Source organism: Pseudomonas sp. GW823-FHT05G12 (genome assembly GCF_058795575.1).
Genome location: NZ_CM179501.1, coordinates 1,312,215 through 1,329,769, shown reverse-complemented (window position 1 = coordinate 1,329,769; position 17,555 = coordinate 1,312,215). Strand labels below are relative to the sequence as shown.

The 17,555-nt window shown below is 63.2% G+C and carries 16 protein-coding genes; 11 read left to right on the top strand and 5 right to left on the bottom strand.

What is annotated here, in order from left to right:
• Window positions 1–18 precede the first annotated feature (18 nt).
• Window positions 19–711 (bottom strand): PA1041 family peptidoglycan-binding anchor lipoprotein, encoded by a 693-nt coding sequence (locus tag AC3RCM_RS06065; RefSeq protein ID WP_064492954.1) that lies wholly within the window; start codon window positions 709–711, stop codon window positions 19–21.
• A gap of 159 nt (window positions 712–870) precedes the next feature.
• Between AC3RCM_RS06065 and AC3RCM_RS06060 the strand changes: the two genes are divergently transcribed.
• The 4 genes from AC3RCM_RS06060 to AC3RCM_RS06045 are packed head-to-tail and all read left to right on the top strand — an operon-like array spanning window position 871 to window position 2,525.
• A complete protein-coding gene (locus AC3RCM_RS06060; protein ID WP_492629429.1) occupies window positions 871–1,365 on the top strand; it encodes a DUF6231 family protein in 495 nt (164 codons plus the stop codon).
• Window positions 1,366–1,367: 2 nt separating this feature from the next.
• Window positions 1,368–1,844, top strand: coding sequence for a YchJ family protein (locus AC3RCM_RS06055; protein WP_029615445.1), 477 nt, complete (start codon window positions 1,368–1,370; stop codon window positions 1,842–1,844).
• Window positions 1,845–1,846: 2 nt separating this feature from the next.
• Window positions 1,847–2,320, top strand: a complete 474-nt coding sequence (locus tag AC3RCM_RS06050) for an LEA/WHy family protein (RefSeq protein ID WP_020191309.1) — start codon at window positions 1,847–1,849, stop codon at window positions 2,318–2,320.
• A gap of 7 nt (window positions 2,321–2,327) precedes the next feature.
• On the top strand, window positions 2,328–2,525 hold the full coding sequence (locus AC3RCM_RS06045) for an SEC-C metal-binding domain-containing protein (protein WP_060489328.1): 198 nt from the start codon (window positions 2,328–2,330) through the stop codon (window positions 2,523–2,525).
• Window positions 2,526–2,692: 167 nt separating this feature from the next.
• On the opposite strand, the gene AC3RCM_RS06040 is transcribed toward AC3RCM_RS06045, so the two are convergent.
• From AC3RCM_RS06040 to AC3RCM_RS06025, 4 genes are read right to left on the bottom strand one after another with little or no spacing between them, the layout of a single operon-like run.
• Entirely contained in the window at window positions 2,693–3,595 is a 903-nt protein-coding gene (locus AC3RCM_RS06040) for a pyridoxal-phosphate dependent enzyme (RefSeq protein ID WP_010952276.1), read from the bottom strand.
• Window positions 3,592–4,803, bottom strand: a complete 1,212-nt coding sequence (locus AC3RCM_RS06035; protein WP_014589932.1) for an MFS transporter — start codon at window positions 4,801–4,803, stop codon at window positions 3,592–3,594. The genes AC3RCM_RS06040 and AC3RCM_RS06035 overlap by 4 nt, the downstream gene beginning before the upstream one ends.
• Window positions 4,800–5,588 carry an alanyl-tRNA editing protein gene (locus tag AC3RCM_RS06030; protein ID WP_010952274.1) on the bottom strand — a complete coding sequence of 263 codons (789 nt, stop codon included), beginning with the start codon at window positions 5,586–5,588 and terminating at the stop codon, window positions 4,800–4,802. Before AC3RCM_RS06030 ends, AC3RCM_RS06035 begins: the two co-directional genes overlap by 4 nt.
• The gene (locus tag AC3RCM_RS06025; protein WP_177409993.1) at window positions 5,585–6,298 is read right to left on the bottom strand and encodes a serine O-acetyltransferase; all 714 of its coding nucleotides are present in this window, start codon (window positions 6,296–6,298) and stop codon (window positions 5,585–5,587) included. The genes AC3RCM_RS06030 and AC3RCM_RS06025 overlap by 4 nt, the downstream gene beginning before the upstream one ends.
• A gap of 172 nt (window positions 6,299–6,470) precedes the next feature.
• On the opposite strand from AC3RCM_RS06025, the gene AC3RCM_RS06020 reads away from it, so the two are divergent.
• The 7 genes from AC3RCM_RS06020 (at window position 6,471) to pdeM (ending at window position 17,549) form a co-directional block, all read left to right on the top strand.
• A complete protein-coding gene (locus AC3RCM_RS06020; RefSeq protein WP_064492956.1) occupies window positions 6,471–7,829 on the top strand; it encodes an aminotransferase-like domain-containing protein in 1,359 nt (452 codons plus the stop codon).
• 85 nt (window positions 7,830–7,914) lie between these two features.
• Entirely contained in the window at window positions 7,915–10,356 is a 2,442-nt protein-coding gene (locus AC3RCM_RS06015; protein ID WP_492629428.1) for a penicillin acylase family protein, read from the top strand.
• 127 nt (window positions 10,357–10,483) lie between these two features.
• Window positions 10,484–11,500 carry a ligase-associated DNA damage response exonuclease gene (locus AC3RCM_RS06010; protein ID WP_492629427.1) on the top strand — a complete coding sequence of 339 codons (1,017 nt, stop codon included), beginning with the start codon at window positions 10,484–10,486 and terminating at the stop codon, window positions 11,498–11,500.
• Window positions 11,497–13,155, top strand: a complete 1,659-nt coding sequence (locus tag AC3RCM_RS06005) for an ATP-dependent DNA ligase (RefSeq protein ID WP_492629426.1) — start codon at window positions 11,497–11,499, stop codon at window positions 13,153–13,155. Before AC3RCM_RS06010 ends, AC3RCM_RS06005 begins: the two co-directional genes overlap by 4 nt.
• A gap of 113 nt (window positions 13,156–13,268) precedes the next feature.
• Window positions 13,269–14,384: a succinylglutamate desuccinylase/aspartoacylase family protein gene (locus AC3RCM_RS06000; RefSeq protein WP_020191303.1), complete on the top strand. Its 1,116-nt coding sequence runs from the start codon at window positions 13,269–13,271 to the stop codon at window positions 14,382–14,384.
• Between the two features lie 67 nt (window positions 14,385–14,451).
• Window positions 14,452–16,902: a ligase-associated DNA damage response DEXH box helicase gene (locus tag AC3RCM_RS05995; RefSeq protein ID WP_104886603.1), complete on the top strand. Its 2,451-nt coding sequence runs from the start codon at window positions 14,452–14,454 to the stop codon at window positions 16,900–16,902.
• Entirely contained in the window at window positions 16,899–17,549 is a 651-nt protein-coding gene (gene pdeM, locus AC3RCM_RS05990; protein WP_104886604.1) for a ligase-associated DNA damage response endonuclease PdeM, read from the top strand. Before AC3RCM_RS05995 ends, pdeM begins: the two co-directional genes overlap by 4 nt.
• The last annotated feature ends 6 nt before the right edge of the window (window positions 17,550–17,555 follow it).

The following is a 17,555-nucleotide window of genomic DNA, read 5'->3' as shown; positions in this document are numbered from 1 at the left end:
GCACGGGCGCCTGCCGTCTTACCGCTGGATCTTGATCTCGGTACGACGGTTCATGGCACGCCCTTCGCCCGTGGCGTTGTCTGCCACCGGCTGGGTTTCACCCGCGCCGACCACCGAAACGAAGCTGCTGCGCGGTACACCGCTCTCGACCAGGTAATCGGTCACCGAATGGGCACGGCGCTCGGACAGTTTCTGGTTGTAGCTGTCGGAACCGACGCTGTCGGTATGGCCGCTGACGCTAAGGCGGGCAGAGGGCGCTTCCTGCTTCAGGCGCGTGGCAATGGTATTGAGGCGCTCTTTGTCACTGGCCGTCAGGCGCGCAGAATCGAACTCGAAGTGCACGTCGCGGATGACAATGACTTCTTCCTTCTGCACCACCACTTCTTCGACCACCGCAACCGGCTCAGGCGGGCATCCGTTGGCATCGACCTGCACACCACGCGGGGTGCCAGGGCACTTGTCACGGCTGTCTGGCACGCCGTCGCCATCCTCGTCGCCATCGCCATGGGCCCAGCAATAGCCCGCCGCCAGGCCACCGCCCAGCAACGCACCCCAGCCAGCCCAGCTGGAGCTTTCGATGGCGCCCAGGGCGGCGCCGCCTACACCCCCGACGGCGGCACATTTCGGCCAGTCGGTTTTTTGCAAACCTGCACAACCAGTCAACACACTGGTGAGCAGTACCAGGGGTAACGCTGTGCGTACTATGCTCATTTCATTGCTTCTCCTAGGGGGAATCGGCATAAGGCCGATCTCTGGGAGTAAAGACCGCGCATTCCAACCCTGCCAGCAATAAGCTACGACACGGTCACATGCCTCTTTGCCCGCACGCCGCAGCCCGCTAGTCTTGGATGACTTGAACGAGGAATGGCAATGACCGAAGGTTTCTCCAAACGCACCCCGCAACAGGCCCTGGCAGCCCTGCTCGAGCGCTTCACTCCACAACGGCTGCTGCTGGTAGGTACGCGCTTTCCGGCGCTGGACGCCTTCGCCCAGGCACACCCCCAGGTCACCATCGACACCGCCGCCCCTGGCCTGCTGCCAGCCGAACTGGCCGCCAAGCGCTTTGACCTGGCGGTACTGGTGGACTGCCTGGAACACTTGCCCAAGCGCACCGGCCTGGAGCTGCTCGGCGGTATTCGCAACCTCAATGCCAGCCGGGTTGCAGTGCTGGCCGACCTGGCTGCCTGCGGCTGGCAGGACACCGACTTTTTCGCCCTGGCCATGTCGGCCAGCGAGAAATTCTGCCGTGACCAACAGGTTTTGAGCCTGTTCACCTATGATCTACATGACTATAAGCAGGTCCCGGACTGGCTCAACGCCAGGTTCTGGGCCAACCCTGAAAACTTCGGCAAGTACTGGTGGTGATGATGAGTGTCTCGGTCTGCCCTTGTGGCAGTGGCAACCTGCTTGACGCCTGCTGCGGGCATTACCATGCCGGTACCCCGGCACCGGATGCCCAGGCCCTGATGCGCTCACGCTACAGTGCCTACGTGCTGGGCCTGGTCGACTACCTGGTAGCCACCACCCTACCGGCCCAGCAAGCCGGCCTGGACCGTGCTGCCATGGCCGACTGGAGTGCACAGAGCACCTGGCTGGGCCTGGAGGTGGAAAGCGCAGAAGTGCTGGGCGGACAACCCGAGCACAGCTTCGTCACCTTCACCGCGCGCTGGCACGACCAAGACGGCGATCATCAGCACCGCGAACGCTCGGCCTTCGTCCAGCATGCCGGTCGCTGGTACTTCATCGACCCAACGGTCGGGCTGAAGGCCGGGCGCAACGACCCCTGCCCCTGCGCCAGTGGGCACAAATTCAAGAAATGCTGCGCCAGCTACGTAGGGAGCTGAACATGATCAAGCGCACCCGTCTGCTACTGCTCGGTGCGCTGCTGGCATGGCTGACGGGCTGTGCCAGTTGGGGCGAGGACTGGCGCGAGCCCGAAGTGCATCTGGTCGAGGTCGAAACGGTCAAGGCCAGGTTGCTGGAACAGGAGTTCGTCTTGCACCTGCGGGTCGACAACCCCAATGACAGCCGCCTGTTCATTCGCAACGTGTCGTATGCAATACGCCTCAATGACCTGCTACTGGTGCAGGATGAAGCCAGCGTATGGCGCAGCGTGGGCGGGCATGCACGGCGCACTTTCAAGATCACCGCACGAACCAACCTGTGGCAGCACCTGAAGCCACTGGCCAAGCTGCTCAGAAGCAAGCAGCCGCTGCGTTACTCCCTGCAGGGCGAACTGGCGACCGGGTTGCTCATCCATCGGGACCTGCACATCTCGCGCAGTGGTGAGATAATCCCCGACGATTACATACCGGAGTAACCCTGCAATGTCCCAACAACCCCACGTTCATGGCCCTGACTGCAACCATGGCCATGATCACCATCACGACCACGGCCATGTACACGGCCCGCACTGCAACCACGGCCACCAGGAGCCGGTACGCAACGCCCTGAAGGACGTTGGCCGTAACGACCCGTGCCCGTGCGGTAGCGAGAAGAAGTACAAGAAGTGCCACGGCGCCTGATCGACTGACGCGATAAAAATCTGAGAGATGGCTCGAACACTGTGGGAGCCGGCGCGCCCGCGAACACGGGCGAAGCCCGTGCCATCCACCGCGTCGCCTGCTTCGCGGGCTCGCCCGCTCCCACAGTTTCCGTGCCAGCCTCTGGATCATGAGCCTGACACAGGTGGCTACGCGGCCTTTCGCCGGTTTGCCCCCAACAGGTCCTGGTACCAGAGGCCGGCATCATAGGCGATGGTCACCAGGGTGGTCTCGACATACCGCGGATGCTGGGCCATGCGCTGGGCAACCGCCAGGCAGGCAGCGGCTGTATTACCGACGAAAATGCCACTCTGCATGTAGAACCAGCGCTGTGCGGCCAGCATTTCTGCATGTTGCACCTGGGCCCGCTCGTCCACCAGCGACCAGTCCATGAACGGCGGGCAAACGCCCACGGCCATGCCTTCAAAACGATGGTCGGCGAACACGCCAGCCCTCGAATCGCAGCCATTGGGATCGACCAGTACCGTCGACACATCGAAGCCATGGTCCTTCAGCCCCAGGGTGATACCCGTGAAACTGGCGCCAGTACCCGCACAGCCCACGAACAGGATCTGCCGCCCTGCCCCGGCGTTGGTCAGTTGCACGGCCAGTTCACTGGCGGTCTGATAACGATGGGCTTCGATGCCCACCGGGTTGTTGAACTGGTCGGTGTAGAAGTATGACTTGCCCAGCGCGGCCTGGTTATCCAGGTGATGCATCACCACGTCCTTGGGTGTGGCACCGGCCATCAGCATTTCCTTGCCGATCAGTCGGGCACCGAAACACTCCAGCAGATCCCGCTTGGTCTGGCTGAAGCTCAGCCCGACCGCCAGCTCTACGGCGACCTGGTACTTGTGGCAGGCCGCCAGTAAGCCAAAGCCGAAGCTGCCACCGGTTTTTTCGATGACGGTCGTCACCCCGGGAATGATCTCACCCTTGCGCACGGCATGTTCGACGATCCGCCGCGCCGCCCGATATTTGTGGCTACCGCCCGGGTTGTTCATTTCCAGCTTGGTGTAGATACGATCGCTGACACTGATGAGCTCGCTCATTTGCGGCTACCTTCCATTGAAGTTTGCAGGCCGACCTTGTTCTGCAGCAGGCCGGCAGTGGCAACCAGCAGCCCCAGGCAGAGGACCATGCAGATGGCGTTGGTACCGTCCCAGCCGACCGAGCTCAGCAACAGCGAAGGGCTGAATGCGCCGAGGGTGGCAAAAATGGCAATGGCCAGGTCGTTCTTACCCTGCATCTGCATCGCTGCCGGGCTGTTCTGCAGTGACTGGGCCAGCAAGGCGCCTCCGCCTACGTAAGTGAGGTTCCAGCCCAGCCCGAGGGCAATCAGTGCCAGGGTCATCATGGCGTAGCTGTGCGACCAGATATTCATCGCCGAGCAACCGATCAACAGGGCCAGGCCCGCGCAAATGGTGGTCTTGATACCCAGTCGCTGGATGATGGCGCCGGTGAAGAACGACGGGGCAAACATGGCAATCACATGCCACTGGATCGCCAGGCGGACGTCAGTGAAGTCCTCGTGCATGTGTTTCATGTGCATCGAGGCCTGGATCATCAGCAGGTTCATGATCCCGTAGCCCAACGCAGCGACAGCCATTGCCACAACCACGCTCGGGCCTGCCGGCTCGGCACGGACACTGGCCGGCTTTGCTGCGCTGTTGACCGCGCTGGCCATACCGGCATCGTTGGGCAGGCACAGCGCAATCAACAATGAAAGCAACGCCAGGCCGACAAACGCGGCATAACACAGCGAAAACAGTGGGTAGCCACCCACGTCACGCAGCCACTCGGTAAGCGTCGGCCCGACGACAGCCGCGATGACCCCGCCCGCCACGACCAGCGAAAGCGCCTTGGGCTTCAAGGCCTGGGAAAGATTGTCGGTTGCCGCGAACCGGTTGAAGTTGGCGAACGCGATGTACACACCCAATGCAGAGTGGCTGAGTACCAGCGTTGGAAAATGCTGGTGCTCCACCGCCAGAAAGCCGCTGACGCCAGACAGCGCCAGGGGAATCGCGCCCAGCATGAACGCCTTTTTACGGCCGATACGGCTCATCAGCCTGGAGACTGGATAAGTTGCCAGCATCAGGCACAGAAACTGGAACCCGTACGGCACCGTGGACCATGCGGCATCAGGCGCCAGCGCAGCCCCGACAATGGCGGCCATCGTCACCGACATCACGGCAGTCGTCAGGTTGATCGACTGTGCCGTGAAGTACAGGTACGTGCGCCGCGGTAACGTGCTGTTCATAATGCGTGCTCGTGATAAGTGGACAGGTCGATTTCGGCCTCGGGGAACACGCAGATCAGCCGTTCCTTGCCTTTACCCAGGCGTTTGCGCTTGACGCCAAGGCGCCCGATGCGCCGAGGCGAATCGAGGTGCGTGCCACCGCACGGGATTTCGATGCCGTTGTAGGTCCACAAACGCGCGTCTTCCAGGCCTTGAACCGCGTAGTGCTCGATGGGCGCATCGCAGCCGATCAGTTCATTCGCCCGTCGTTCTATTTCAAGTACGTCTTCAGCCGTGAACGCGTCCTCGACCAGGAAGTCGAAACGTGCCGTGTCCTCCTTGATATGGCAGCCGATAGTCCATTGCTTCAATTCTTCACGCAGCCCGATGGCGGCGGCATACAGGAAGTGGCTGGCACTGTGAGACAACGTCAGCCGTTCGCGCCGTTCGATATCGATAGTGACGCGGGCCGGCATGCCTACCGTGACTTCATCCAGCAAGTGCAAATCATCAGGGTGCAGGCTGTGAATAATGATGCCGCCCAGTTTTCCACCTTTGAAACCTTCCAGGCGAATAGGGCTACCGTAGAGTTTTTTAACCCAGACGAATCGCACGGTACCCACCGGTAATTCAATGGTGCCGAAGTCCGCTTCCTGGCCGCCCCCTTCTGGATAGGCCACCGTACTCAGCAACTCGATGCCGTCACTGTGCACCCGCGCTACTTGCGTATTCGCGCCCGCCAAATACTGGTCTTTGTAATACAGTTTCTCGGTATTTCTTAAAACTTCATAGTTCAGAGCGTTCATGATTCCAATACCACCTGCAATGATGTTTTAACCTGTACCCGGGCAGCGGCCGGGACGTCTTTGGTAACAATGCAGCCCGGCCCGATAAACGCACCGTCACCGACATGAATTGCGCCCAGCACACTGGCGAAAGCGCCGATCTGCACCCGGTTACCCAACGTCGGATGCCTGGGGCTCGAGGGGTTGTCACTGATACCGCGGGCGCCCAGGGTTACGCCGCCAAGCACGTAGCAATCGTCACCAATGGTCGACGTTTCACCAATGACGGTGCCCATGCCGTGATCGATGATGAAGCGCGCACCAATGCGGCTGCGGAAATGGATCTCCGCCCCCGAAAGCATTTTTCCGCGCCTGGAGATCATGGCGGCCAGGCATTGACCGCCGGCGCCGTAGGTCGCGGCGCTATTGTTGTAAATCCAATGGGCAAGCCGATAATGCAAAACCGCAGAATAAGAGGTGTAGGTTTTTGCAATGAATACCAGGTCGCGGCCGGCAGCCGGATCCTTCATGGCAAATGCCTGTAAATCGGCATGCGCCTGTTCAGTCACATGCTCTATGACCATTGTTTCTTTCAGTGCTTCGAACTCGACGACTGAACAACACTCCAATAACGCCGAGGTCACAAGATTCTTTACAACTTTGAATGACTCCAGTTCGTCAGGGACAGGAAGCCTGGCAATGACGGCTGATTGCATGTCCATAGGGTGCATGGGCTTGATATCCAGTTGTCTGGTCTGCACAGACGCTAAAAGTGCCGCCTTTGTTGGCAGCCGAAAGTTCCGACACAGGGATATTGGCATGTGCTGGCCATTTGCAAACGAACAGTCGACAAGCATTTCCGTTAACTGTTAGGCTTTTTTTTCTAACGGTTTCGGACCTGCCATGATCCCCTGCAGCCTTCATCACCTTTTGAAACAACGCCTGGATGCAGGCGAGTGGTTGCCCGGGCAACGCATGCCCTCCATCCGCAAGCTGACCGCTGCAGTGGACTTCAGTTACCACGACGTCGTGTCGGCCTACGCCCAGCTGGTCAGCGAAGGTGTGTTGACGGCATCACCCGGGCGAGGCTACTTCGTGGCAAACCGCGCCCGGCAAACCAGCGTGATCCACGAACCCGAATGCATGGCCGGCGACCCGCTGTTCCGGCTGCTGCAGGGCGGCCAGCACTTCACCAAGCTGGGCAGCGGCTGGCTGCCCCCAGCGTGGCGCGACACCGAACTGCTGGCCAAGGCGATTCGTCGCACGGCGCGGCTGGAGCAGAGCTCGCTGGCAGAGTACGGCGACATCCAGGGGTACCTGCCCATGCGCAAACAGCTCTGCGTGCACATGAAACGGCTAACCCGTGTCGAAGTCCGCCCCAACCAGTTGCTGACCACACTGGGGGCCACGCAAGGCCTGGACCTGGTTGCACGGTTGCTGATCAAACCGGGCGACCACGTGTTCGTCGACGAGCCGGGCAACGGCAACCTGATCAAGCTGATCCAACTGGCTGGCGGACACGTCGTCGGCATTCGGCGGACCCAGGACGGGCCGGACGTGGAAGAAATGAGAAGCCACCTGGCCAGGCACAAGGTCAAGGCGTTTTTCTGCAACAGCACCTTCCACAACCCGACCGGCAGCAACATCAGCCCGCACAACGCCTTCAGCGTCCTGCGCCTGGCGGTGGAGCACGAGTTCTTCGTGGTCGAGGACGACGTTTACGGGGACTTCAGCCCTGCTGTGCGCCAGACCTTTGCCGAGCTGGACAACCTTGACCGGGTTATCTACATCGGCAGCTTCTCCAAATGCCTGTCGGCCTCGCTGCGCGTAGGGTTCATTGCCTGCTCGCAAGACCTGATCGAGCCGCTCACACGCCTTAAACTGCTGACCTGCGTCGCTGTCCCCGCGTTTTGCGAACGCTTCGTCAACACCATATTGTCGGATGGCACGTATGCCCGGCACATGAAAGACGTGCAGCAGCGCCTGATCCGCCAGCAGGTGCAAACCCAACGCTTGCTGCTCGAGCGCGGCTGGCAATTCGACATTGCACCGCAAGGGGGTATGTTCCTCTGGGTCTACCACCCGGACCTGCCCGACCTGCAACCTTTCGTGCGTAAACTGGAGCAACACAAGATCCTGCTGATGCCCGGCTCTGCATTCGCGGTGAGCCGTGACTACCAACGCTACACGCGCATCAATTGCACGCATTTTTCCGACGCCTTGGCCGAGCACTTCGACGTTGGACCCGGCGCGATCAAATAAACCGACCTGGGACCTTGCATGGCGCCTGCGCGCTTACTACCTTAGCGCCTTTCCAAACCAGCCTCGCCTTGCAGGAGCCCTTGCCATGGCCGCCCCCGCCTTTCCTCCTTTCCGCCTGCGGTTCGCAACCGCTGCCACCCTGCTCGGCATGCTCGGGCTGGCCGGCTGCCAGACGGGCGGCTACCAGGACAGCGTGCCACCGACCAGCGGCGTGCAGCCGCTCAAAGGCCTGGCACAGAATGTTTCGGTACGGCGCAATGCCATGGGTGCGCCGCTGATCGAAAGCAGCAGCTTCCATGATGCGCTGTTCAGCCTGGGCTATGTGCACGCCGGTGACCGCATCGAACAGATGGTCGCCATGCGCCTGCTCGCCCAAGGCCGCCTGGCCGAACTGGCCGGCAGCGAGGCGCTGGATATCGACCGCCTCATGCGCGCCGCCAACCTCAAGCAGAGTGCCGCCCAGCAATACGCCGACGCATCGCCACGGCTCAAGCGCTTCTTCGAAGTGTACGCGCGCGGGGTCAACGCCTACCTGTTCCGCTACCGCGACAAGCTGCCAGCAGGCCTGGCCAGTAGTGGCTATCGCCCCGAATACTGGAAGCCTGAAGACTCGGCGCTGATCTTCTGCCTGTACGCGTTCAGTCAGTCGGTCAACCTGCAAGAGGAACTCAGCGCCCTGACCCTGGCGCAGAAAGCCGGTAGCGACAAGCTGGCCTGGTTGCTGCCCGGGGCCCCGGACGAGCCGTTGGCCGAAATGGAAGTGGACAAGCTCAAGGGCCTGAACCTGGCCAGCCAATTGCCGGGGCTGGCAGCCCTGGCGGCTGCCAGCCAGAAGCTGGCCGACCTCGACCTGCTCGGTAGCCCGGGGTCGGCCAACCTGGCCCTGGGCCCGCAGCGCAGCCGCAGCGGCAAGAGCCTGCTGGCCAGCGACAACCGCGCCGCCTGGGCCTTGAGCCCGGTACAAATCAATACCAGCAAGTACCAGGTTGCCGGCCTGTCCTTGCCGGGCCTGCCAATTGTGCTGGCCGGCTACAATGGCAAGCTGGCCTGGAGCAGCAGCGCGGTCATGGCCGACAATCAGGACCTGTTCCTCGAGCAGCTGCGCCGCCAAGGCAATCAGCTGAGCTACCTGGCCGATGGTAAATGGCTGCCGGCCCGCGCCCGCAGCGAAACCTACTTTGTACGTGGCCAACGCCCCGTGCGCGAAGTGATGTACGACACCCGCCACGGCACCCTGCTGGCCCAGCCAGAAAATGCCAGCCTGGGCCTTGCGCTGAACCTGCCACAGTTCAAAGGTGATCGCAGCCTGGATGCCCTGTTCGACCTGACGCGGGCCAAGAACGTGGAGCGGGCCTTCGACAGCACACGTGAGGTGAATGCTGCTGCCGTCAACTTCGTTTTCGCCGAGCCTGAGCACATCGGCTGGCAAGTCAGTGGCCGCTACCCCAATCGCCGCGAAGGCCAGGGCCTGCTGCCCTCGCCGGGCTGGGACGGGCGTTACGACTGGGACGGCTATGCCGACCCGATGCTGCACCCGTACGACCAGGACCCACCCGCGGGCTGGATCGGCCATGCCAACCAGCGCAGCCTGCCGCGCGGCTATGGCATGCAGCTGTCCAGCACCTGGTACTACCCCGAGCGTGCCGAACGACTGGCACAGCTGGCCGGCAACGGTCGCCACGACAGTCGCAGCCTGATGGCCCTGCAGAACGACCAGGTGACCTTGCTGGCCAACAAGCTCAAGCAGATGTTCGACGCACCCGGCATGGCCCAGCCACTGAAGCAGGCAATCGACGCCCTCCCCGCCGGGCAGCGCGACAAGGCCCGCGACACGCTGGCCCGGCTCAAGGCCTTCGATGGCCGCCTGAGCCCGGTGTCGGCCGATGCCGCGCTGTACGAGTTGTTCCTGCAGGAGGTCGCTCGACAGACCTTCCTCGATGACCTGGGCCCGGAGTCCGGCCCGGCCTGGCAGGCATTCGTCAGCAATGCACGTTTGTCGTTCTCGGCGCAGGCCGATCATCTGCTGGGCCGCGATGACAGCCCCTTCTGGGATGACCGCAACACGCCGCAGAAAGAAGACAAGCCCGCCATCCTCGCCCGCAGCCTGGCGGGCGCAATGGAGGCCGGTATCGCACAGCTGGGGGCCGACCGACGCACCTGGCAGTGGGGCAAGCTGCACCAGTACCGCTGGCCGGCACCGGCCTACCATGGCCTGGGTGATGCGATCAGCCGTTCGCCGCTTGCCGCAGGCGGCGACTTCACTACCCTGGCCCTCACACCATTCGCCTGGGGCAGCGACTTCGACACGCGTCTGCCAGCCTCGGCACGGATGATCGTCGACTTCGGCCAGGCCGAACCGTTGCAGATACTGACCAGCAGCGGCCAGTCCGGCAACCCGGCCAGCGCGCATTACCGCGATGGGCTGGATGCCTGGTTCAAAGGGCGCTTCATGAGCCTGCCACTGCAACAGCAGAACTTCGGCAGGGCGTATGGCAACCAGCGGCTTACGTTGGTGCCGGGGCGGTAACGGCGTTCTTCAGGGGCGCATGAGGGGGCTTGATGAACTTTTTTCAGCAGCTCCCTCCCAAATCCATCCGAACTAACGTCCAGCACCATGCCTCTTAACGGGTAACCCCAGAACCAGTGCCCGTGCCATGGACCTCGTCATCGCCCGCCCCGAAGGCCTGTACTGCCCGCCCGGAGATTTCTACATCGACCCCTGGCGGCCCGTGGACCGGGCTGTCATTACCCATGGCCACGGCGACCACGCACGCACCGGCAATGGCCATTATCTGACCGCCAGCCCCGGTGCCGGCATTCTGCGCAGCCGCCTGGGCCAGGACATCAATCTGCAGACCCTGCCCTACGGTGAGCGCCTGCTGCACCACGGCGTGACGTTGAGCCTGCACCCGGCCGGGCACGTGCTGGGTTCGGCACAGGTGCGTCTGGAGTATCGAGGTGAAGTCTGGGTTGCATCCGGTGACTACAAGGTAGAACCCGATGACACCTGTACGCCCTTCGAACCGGTGGCGTGCCACACCTTCATCACCGAGTCGACCTTCGGCCTGCCGATCTACCGCTGGCCAAGCCAAAGCGAGATCTTCGCCAGCATCAATGCCTGGTGGCGGGCCAACAGTGAACAGGGCAAGGCCAGCGTGCTGTTCTGCTATGCCTTCGGAAAGGCCCAGCGGATTCTGCATGGGCTGGATGCCAGCATCGGCCCGATCCTCGTGCATGGCGCCATGGAGCCGCTCAACCGGGTGTACCGGGATGCCGGCATCCGCCTGCCGGAAACCCGCTACGCAGGCGATATTCCGCGCAACGATCCACTGCTGCGCCAGGCACTGGTCCTGGCGCCCCCGTCAGCCGGCGGCAGTAGCTGGATGCGCCGCTTTGGCGATTACAGTGATGCCTTCGCCAGCGGCTGGATGCTGCTACGCGGCGCCCGCCGGCGGCGCGGCGTGGACCGGGGCTTTGTGCTGTCCGACCACGCCGACTGGCCTGGCCTGCTCTGGGCCATTGGCCAGACCGGTGCCCAACGGGTGATGGTCACCCACGGCTCGGTCGAGGTACTGGTGCGCTACCTCACCGAACAAGGCCTGGATGCCCGCGCCTTCGTCACCGAGTATGGCGACGAAGACGATGTGCCCAACACCGCCCCCTCGCCATGAAAGCCTTCGCTACGCTGTTCCTGCGCCTGGACGCGACCACCTCCAGCAATGCCAAGCTCGAGGCACTGCGCGACTACTTCGACATGGCGCCCGCCGACGATGCTGCCTGGGCGGTGTATTTCCTGGCCGGCGGGCGCCCACGCCAGCTGGTACCCACCCGCCTTCTACGCGAACTGGCGACGACGCTGGCTGGCCTGCCGGACTGGCTTTTCGAAGAAAGCTATCAGGCCGTGGGCGACCTGGCCGAGACCATTTCGCTGCTGCTGCCGCTGCACGCCGATGGCAACGAGGAAGGCCTGGCCACCTGGGTGGAACAGCACTTGCTGCCCCTGCGCGGGCTGGCGCCTGAGCAAGTCCGCCAGCGCCTCCCGCCGCTCTGGGCCCGGTTGGACCGTGCCAGCCTGATGCTATGCCTGAAGCTGATCACTGGCAGCTTTCGCGTGGGCGTGTCAAAGCTGTTGGTCACCCGCGCCCTGGCGCAACTGGCCGGGCTGGACGCCAAACGCGTGGCCCAGCGCCTGGTCGGCTACACCGATATAGGCCATCGCCCGACTGCAGCCAGTTACCAGAGGCTGATCGCCCCAGAGTCCGCCGATGAACACAACCAGCGTGGCGGCCAGCCCTACCCATTCTTCCTGGCCCATCCGCTGCAAGTGTCCAGCGATCAGTTCGATACCCTGCTCGGACCACCAAGCGATTGGCAAATCGAATGGAAGTGGGACGGCATTCGGGCGCAAGTGGTGAAGCGCGATGGCCAGCTGTGGGTGTGGTCACGCGGCGAAGAACTGGTTACCGAGCGTTTCCCCGAACTGCATGGTCTGGCACAGACGTTGCCCGATGGCGTGGTGCTCGACGGCGAGATCCTGGTCTGGAAACCTGGTGAAACCGAGGCTGAACTGGCCGTGCAGCCGTTTGCCTTGCTGCAACAGCGTATCGGTCGCAAAACGCTGGGCAAAAAACTGCTGAACGATGCGCCGGTGGTGCTGCAAGCCTACGACCTGCTGGAGTGGCAGGGCGAGGACTGGCGCAGCCGACCGCAACACGAACGCCGAAGCCAGCTGGAACACCTGGTGGATGAACACCCACTTGCCCCCGTGCTGTTGTCGCCTCTGCTGCAAGGCCCGGACTGGGCCGACCTTGCCCGCCAGCGCGAACAGTCACGCAGCCTGGGCGTGGAAGGGCTGATGCTGAAGCAGCGCGAGGCACTGTACGGCGTGGGGCGCACCAAGGACATGGGCATCTGGTGGAAGTGGAAGATCGACCCTTTCAGCGTCGATGCGGTGCTGATCTATGCCCAACGCGGCCACGGTCGCAGGGCCAGTCTGTACAGCGACTACACCTTTGCCGTATGGGATGCACCGGCAGGTACCCCTGGTCGGGCGTTGGTGCCCTTTGCCAAGGCCTATTCAGGGCTCAGCGACGAAGAAATGCGCAAGGTCGACGCCATCATCCGCAAGACCACGGTGGAAACGTTCGGCCCGGTGCGCAGTGTCACTCCAACGTTGGTGTTCGAGCTGGGCTTCGAAGGCATCGCCCTGTCCCGGCGCCACAAAAGCGGTATTGCCGTGCGCTTTCCGCGCATGCTGCGCTGGCGGCTGGACAAGCCAGTGGAAGAAGCAGATGACCTGGCCACCTTGCAGGCACTACTGGCCTGAAAAAGTTTGCGATGCCCGACTGCTGCAGGATGAGGCGCATTCGCTGAAACTATGCTTCTATTTTTGAGCCGACCCGTGTCGCAGACCGTTTTCGCCACGCAGCCAGGACCAACATGCACCATTCAACCCACGACCTGCTCTCCCCCGTACCGGGGATCACCCGCCAACTGCACAGCTTCCACTTCGGCCCCCGCAGTGGTGGCAAAGTCTATATCCAGGCCTCACTGCACGCCGACGAGCTGCCGGGCATGCTGGTAGCCTGGCACCTCAAGCGCCGCTTGGCCGAGCTGGAACAGCAAGGCCGACTGCAGCGCGAGATCATACTGGTGCCGGTGGCCAACCCGGTGGGTTTGGAGCAAGTGCTGCTGGATGCACCATTGGGGCGTTTTGAACTGCAAAGCGGCGAGAACTTCAATCGCAACTTCGTCGACCTGTCGGACAGCATCGGCGACCAGATCGAAGAACACCTTACCCAGGACCCGACGCACAACCTTGCACTGATCCGCGAATACCTGCGCCGTGGCCTGGACGCACACCCGGTCCGCACACCCCTGCAAGCCCAGCGCCTGATACTGCAGCGCCTGGCCTGCGATGCCGATATGGTGCTGGACCTGCACTGCGACTTCGAAGCAGTCGAGCACCTGTACACCACACCCGATGCCTGGCCCCAGATCGAACCCTTGGCCCGTTACCTGGGCGCCCAGGCCAGCCTGCTGGCAACCGACTCGGGCGGGCAGTCGTTCGATGAATGTTTCAGCCTGGTCTGGTGGCAATTGCAGCAACGTTTCGGCAAACGCTTCCCGATTCCGCTGGGCTGCTGCTCGGTTACCGTGGAGCTTCGTGGCCAGGCGGATGTCAGCCATGATCTGGCCAGCAAGGACTGCCAGGCGATCCTCGACTTCCTGACCCACGCAGGTGTCATCGAAGGCACCAGCGCCCCCCTGCCCGCGCTGTTACGCCACGCCACGCCGTTGGCCGCGGTGGAACCTGTGGCAACGCCACTGGGTGGGTTGCTGGTTTACCACGCCAAACCGGGCCAGCACCTGGAGGCCGGCCAACTGATCGCCGAAGTCATCGACCCACTCAGTGACCGAGTCACCCCCCTTCGCAACAGCCAGCCGGGGCTGCTGTATGCGCGTAGCGTCCGGCGCATGGCCACCGCTGGCATGGTCATCGCCCATGTGGCCGGCGAACAGGTATGCCGCAGCGGCTACCTGTTGGCCAATTGATCCGGTAAAACCATTGCAGCCGGCAAGTGGTCTGTAGAAGCACAGCCTTCGAAGGACCGCCTGCCTCATGCCTGCTGCTACCGACCTCGCCAATGCCTGGTTTGCCAAGCGCGGCTGGAAGCCCTTCGCCTTCCAGCGGCGCGTATGGGCTGCCGTCGAACGGGGCGAGTCCGGTTTGCTGCATGCCAGTACCGGTGCCGGCAAGACCTACGCGGTCTGGCTCGCGGCGCTGCGTGCGTTCAAGCCCAGGCCCCAGGGCCGCCACTTGGCCCCCATACAGGTGCTGTGGGTGACGCCCATGCGTGCCCTTGCCGCCGACACCGCACGTGCGTTGCAAGCGCCGCTTGATGAGCTCCAGCTGCCTTGGAGCGTAGGGGTGCGCAGCGGCGACACCAACAGTGCCGAGCGCGCCCGACAGGCCCGGCGGCTACCCAGTGTGCTGATCACCACCCCCGAAAGCCTGACCCTGCTGCTGACCCGGGCACAGGCACGTGAGGATTTCGCCACGCTGCAACTGGTGGTGGTGGATGAATGGCACGAGCTGCTTGGCAACAAGCGCGGGGTACAACTGCAGCTGGCCTTGGCGCGCCTGCGGCATTGGCACCCGGGCCTACCGACCTGGGGCTTGTCGGCAACCCTCGGCAACCTGCAACACGCACGGGATGTCTTGCTGCCCCAGGGCGGCCTGCTGGTGCAAGGCCGGCAAGACAAGGCACTGCAAGTCGACACCCTGCTGCCAACAGCGATCGAGCGCTTCCCTTGGGCTGGACACATGGGCCTGAAGATGCTCGACCAGGTCTGTCACGAGATCGATGTCAGTGCCAGTAGCCTGGTGTTCACCAACACCCGCGCCCAGGCAGAAATCTGGTATCAGGCCCTGCTTGAGGCCCGCCCGGACTGGGCCGGGCTGATCGCCCTGCACCACGCCTCGCTGGCCCGTGATACGCGCGACTGGGTCGAGCGCAGCCTCAAGCAAGGCAGCCTCAAGGCGGTGATCTGCACGTCCAGCCTGGACCTGGGCGTGGACTTTCTGCCCGTGGAACGGGTGCTGCAAATCGGCTCGGCCAAGGGCATCGCCCGCCTGATGCAGCGGGCGGGTCGCTCAGGACACGCGCCCGGGCGGCACTCCAGGGTCACCCTGGTGCCCACCCATAGCCTGGAACTGGTGGAAGCGGCGGCGGCCCGGCAGGCGCTGATAGCCGGCCACATGGAAGCCCGCTTTTCACCGCGCCTGTGCATGGACGTGCTGGTACAGCATCTGGTCAGCATGGCCTTGGGCAGCGGTTTTCGCCCGGAGCAACTGCTCGCCGAAGTGCGCAGCACCTGGGCTTTTCGCCAGTTGCGCGACAGCCAATGGCAATGGGCGCTGGACTTCGTCTGCCACGGCGGCAGCTCACTGACCGCCTACCCGGACTACCAGCGCGTCGAGCGCCAGGCCGACGGTGTTTACCGGGTTACCAGCGAACGCCTGGCGCGGCGCCACCGCATGGGCATCGGCACCATCGTCAGCGATGCCAACCTGCAACTGAAATACTGGAGCAAGGGCGGCGGCGGGAAAACGCTGGGCAGTGTTGAAGAAGCGTTCATCGCCCGCCTGCGCCCCGGCGATACGCTGGTGTTTGCCGGGCGGGTACTGGAGCTGGTGCGCGTGGAAAACATGACGGCCTATGTGCGTCGCAGCACGGCGCGCAAGGCTGCGGTAGCGCGCTGGAACGGCGGGCGCATGCCGCTCTCGAGCGAACTGGCCGAGGCGCTGGTCGAGCAGCTCGATGCTGCCGCCCATGAACGCTTTGACGGGCCGGAAATGCGCGCAGTACGCCCGCTGCTTGCGCTCCAGGCGCAGTGGTCAGCCTTGCCCACCACAGGCACACTGCTGGCCGAGACCTTCAAGTCCCGCCAGGGCTGGCACCTGTTCCTGTATCCCTTTGCCGGGCGCATGGCCAACCTGGGCTTGGCCAATCTGATTGCCTGGCGGGTCAGCCGCGCACAGCCGCTGTCGGTGTCGATTGCCGTCAACGATTACGGATTCGAACTCCTCAGCCCTGCCCAGGTGGACTGGGCCAGTCACCTGCCGCAAGCACTCGACACCGCGGACCTGCTGGAAGATGTGCTGGCCAGCCTGAATGCCGGGGAAATGGCACTGCGGCGCTTTCGTGAAATTGCCCAGATTGCCGGGCTGGTGTTTGGCGGTTATCCCGCCGCGCAGAAGAGCACGCGGCAAATCCAGGCCTCCAGCGGGCTGTTCTATGAGGTGTTTCGCAAGCACGACGCGGGGAATTTGCTGCTTGGCCAGGCGCGGGATGAAGTATTGAGCGAAGAGCTGGAAATCGAACGGCTGCATCGGCAACTGCTAAAAATGAGTGAGTTGCAACTGGACCTGCGGGCGTTGAAGCGGCCAGGGCCACTGGCGTTTGCCTTGTTGGTGGAAGGCATGCGCGAGACATTGAGCACCGAGAAGCTAGCAGACCGCATTGCGCGGATGGTGGCGGAACTGGAACAAGCGGCGAACGCGGGATGAATTACCAACCCATCGAACACCGGGGGCAGGCGCTCTGGCTGCTTGCCGACAAAGCCATCTACTGGCCCGCCCGCCGCGCCTTGCTGGTGGCCGACGTGCACATCGGAAAGGCCGCCAGCTACCGCGCCCTGCATCAACCAGTGCCACGCGGAACGACTGAGGCGACACTCGACAGGCTCGATCGCCTGCTGGCCGAGCATGACTGCGAACAACTGATCATCCTGGGCGACTTTCTGCATGCCCGCACGGCCCGCGCCCCGGCAACGCTGGCCAAGGTGGAGGATTGGCGCAAGCGGCACAAAAATCTGAAAGTGGTGCTCATACGCGGCAATCATGATCGCAACGCCGGCGATCCACCTGCCTCGCTCGATATTCAGGTCGTGGACGAGCCTTGGGTTCTGGAGCCCTTTGCCCTGCAGCACGAGCCGCAGCCCCACCGCACACACCCGGTACTGGCGGGCCATGTACACCCGGTCTTCGTCCTGCGCGGCAAGGCCCGTCAGCGCTTGCGCCTGCCTTGCTTCGTGATCGATGAGCAAGTCAGCCTGCTACCTGCATTCGGTGAGTTCACCGGGGGGTGGGAAATCACCCCCGCCAGCGCCAGCCGGCTGTACCTGGCTGGCGCTGAACGCGTCTGGCCGCTTTAGCGACGC

Excerpts from the sequence above, each read along its gene's own strand:
- AC3RCM_RS06025 (WP_177409993.1), bottom strand. The coding sequence starts at position 6,298 with ATGCACCCTATGGACATGCAATCAGCCGTCATTGCCAGGCTTCCTGTC.
- AC3RCM_RS05995 (WP_104886603.1), top strand. The coding sequence starts at position 14,452 with ATGCCTGCTGCTACCGACCTCGCCAATGCCTGGTTTGCCAAGCGCGGC.
- AC3RCM_RS06030 (WP_010952274.1), bottom strand. The coding sequence starts at position 5,588 with ATGAACGCTCTGAACTATGAAGTTTTAAGAAATACCGAGAAACTGTAT.
- AC3RCM_RS06020 (WP_064492956.1), top strand. The coding sequence starts at position 6,471 with ATGATCCCCTGCAGCCTTCATCACCTTTTGAAACAACGCCTGGATGCA.
- AC3RCM_RS06065 (WP_064492954.1), bottom strand. The coding sequence starts at position 711 with ATGAGCATAGTACGCACAGCGTTACCCCTGGTACTGCTCACCAGTGTG.
- AC3RCM_RS06060 (WP_492629429.1), top strand. The coding sequence starts at position 871 with ATGACCGAAGGTTTCTCCAAACGCACCCCGCAACAGGCCCTGGCAGCC.
- AC3RCM_RS06000 (WP_020191303.1), top strand. The coding sequence starts at position 13,269 with ATGCACCATTCAACCCACGACCTGCTCTCCCCCGTACCGGGGATCACC.
- AC3RCM_RS06040 (WP_010952276.1), bottom strand. The coding sequence starts at position 3,595 with ATGAGCGAGCTCATCAGTGTCAGCGATCGTATCTACACCAAGCTGGAA.
- AC3RCM_RS06050 (WP_020191309.1), top strand. The coding sequence starts at position 1,847 with ATGATCAAGCGCACCCGTCTGCTACTGCTCGGTGCGCTGCTGGCATGG.
- AC3RCM_RS06010 (WP_492629427.1), top strand. The coding sequence starts at position 10,484 with ATGGACCTCGTCATCGCCCGCCCCGAAGGCCTGTACTGCCCGCCCGGA.
- pdeM (WP_104886604.1), top strand. The coding sequence starts at position 16,899 with ATGAATTACCAACCCATCGAACACCGGGGGCAGGCGCTCTGGCTGCTT.
- AC3RCM_RS06045 (WP_060489328.1), top strand. The coding sequence starts at position 2,328 with ATGTCCCAACAACCCCACGTTCATGGCCCTGACTGCAACCATGGCCAT.
- AC3RCM_RS06015 (WP_492629428.1), top strand. The coding sequence starts at position 7,915 with ATGGCCGCCCCCGCCTTTCCTCCTTTCCGCCTGCGGTTCGCAACCGCT.
- AC3RCM_RS06035 (WP_014589932.1), bottom strand. The coding sequence starts at position 4,803 with ATGAACAGCACGTTACCGCGGCGCACGTACCTGTACTTCACGGCACAG.
- AC3RCM_RS06005 (WP_492629426.1), top strand. The coding sequence starts at position 11,497 with ATGAAAGCCTTCGCTACGCTGTTCCTGCGCCTGGACGCGACCACCTCC.
- AC3RCM_RS06055 (WP_029615445.1), top strand. The coding sequence starts at position 1,368 with ATGAGTGTCTCGGTCTGCCCTTGTGGCAGTGGCAACCTGCTTGACGCC.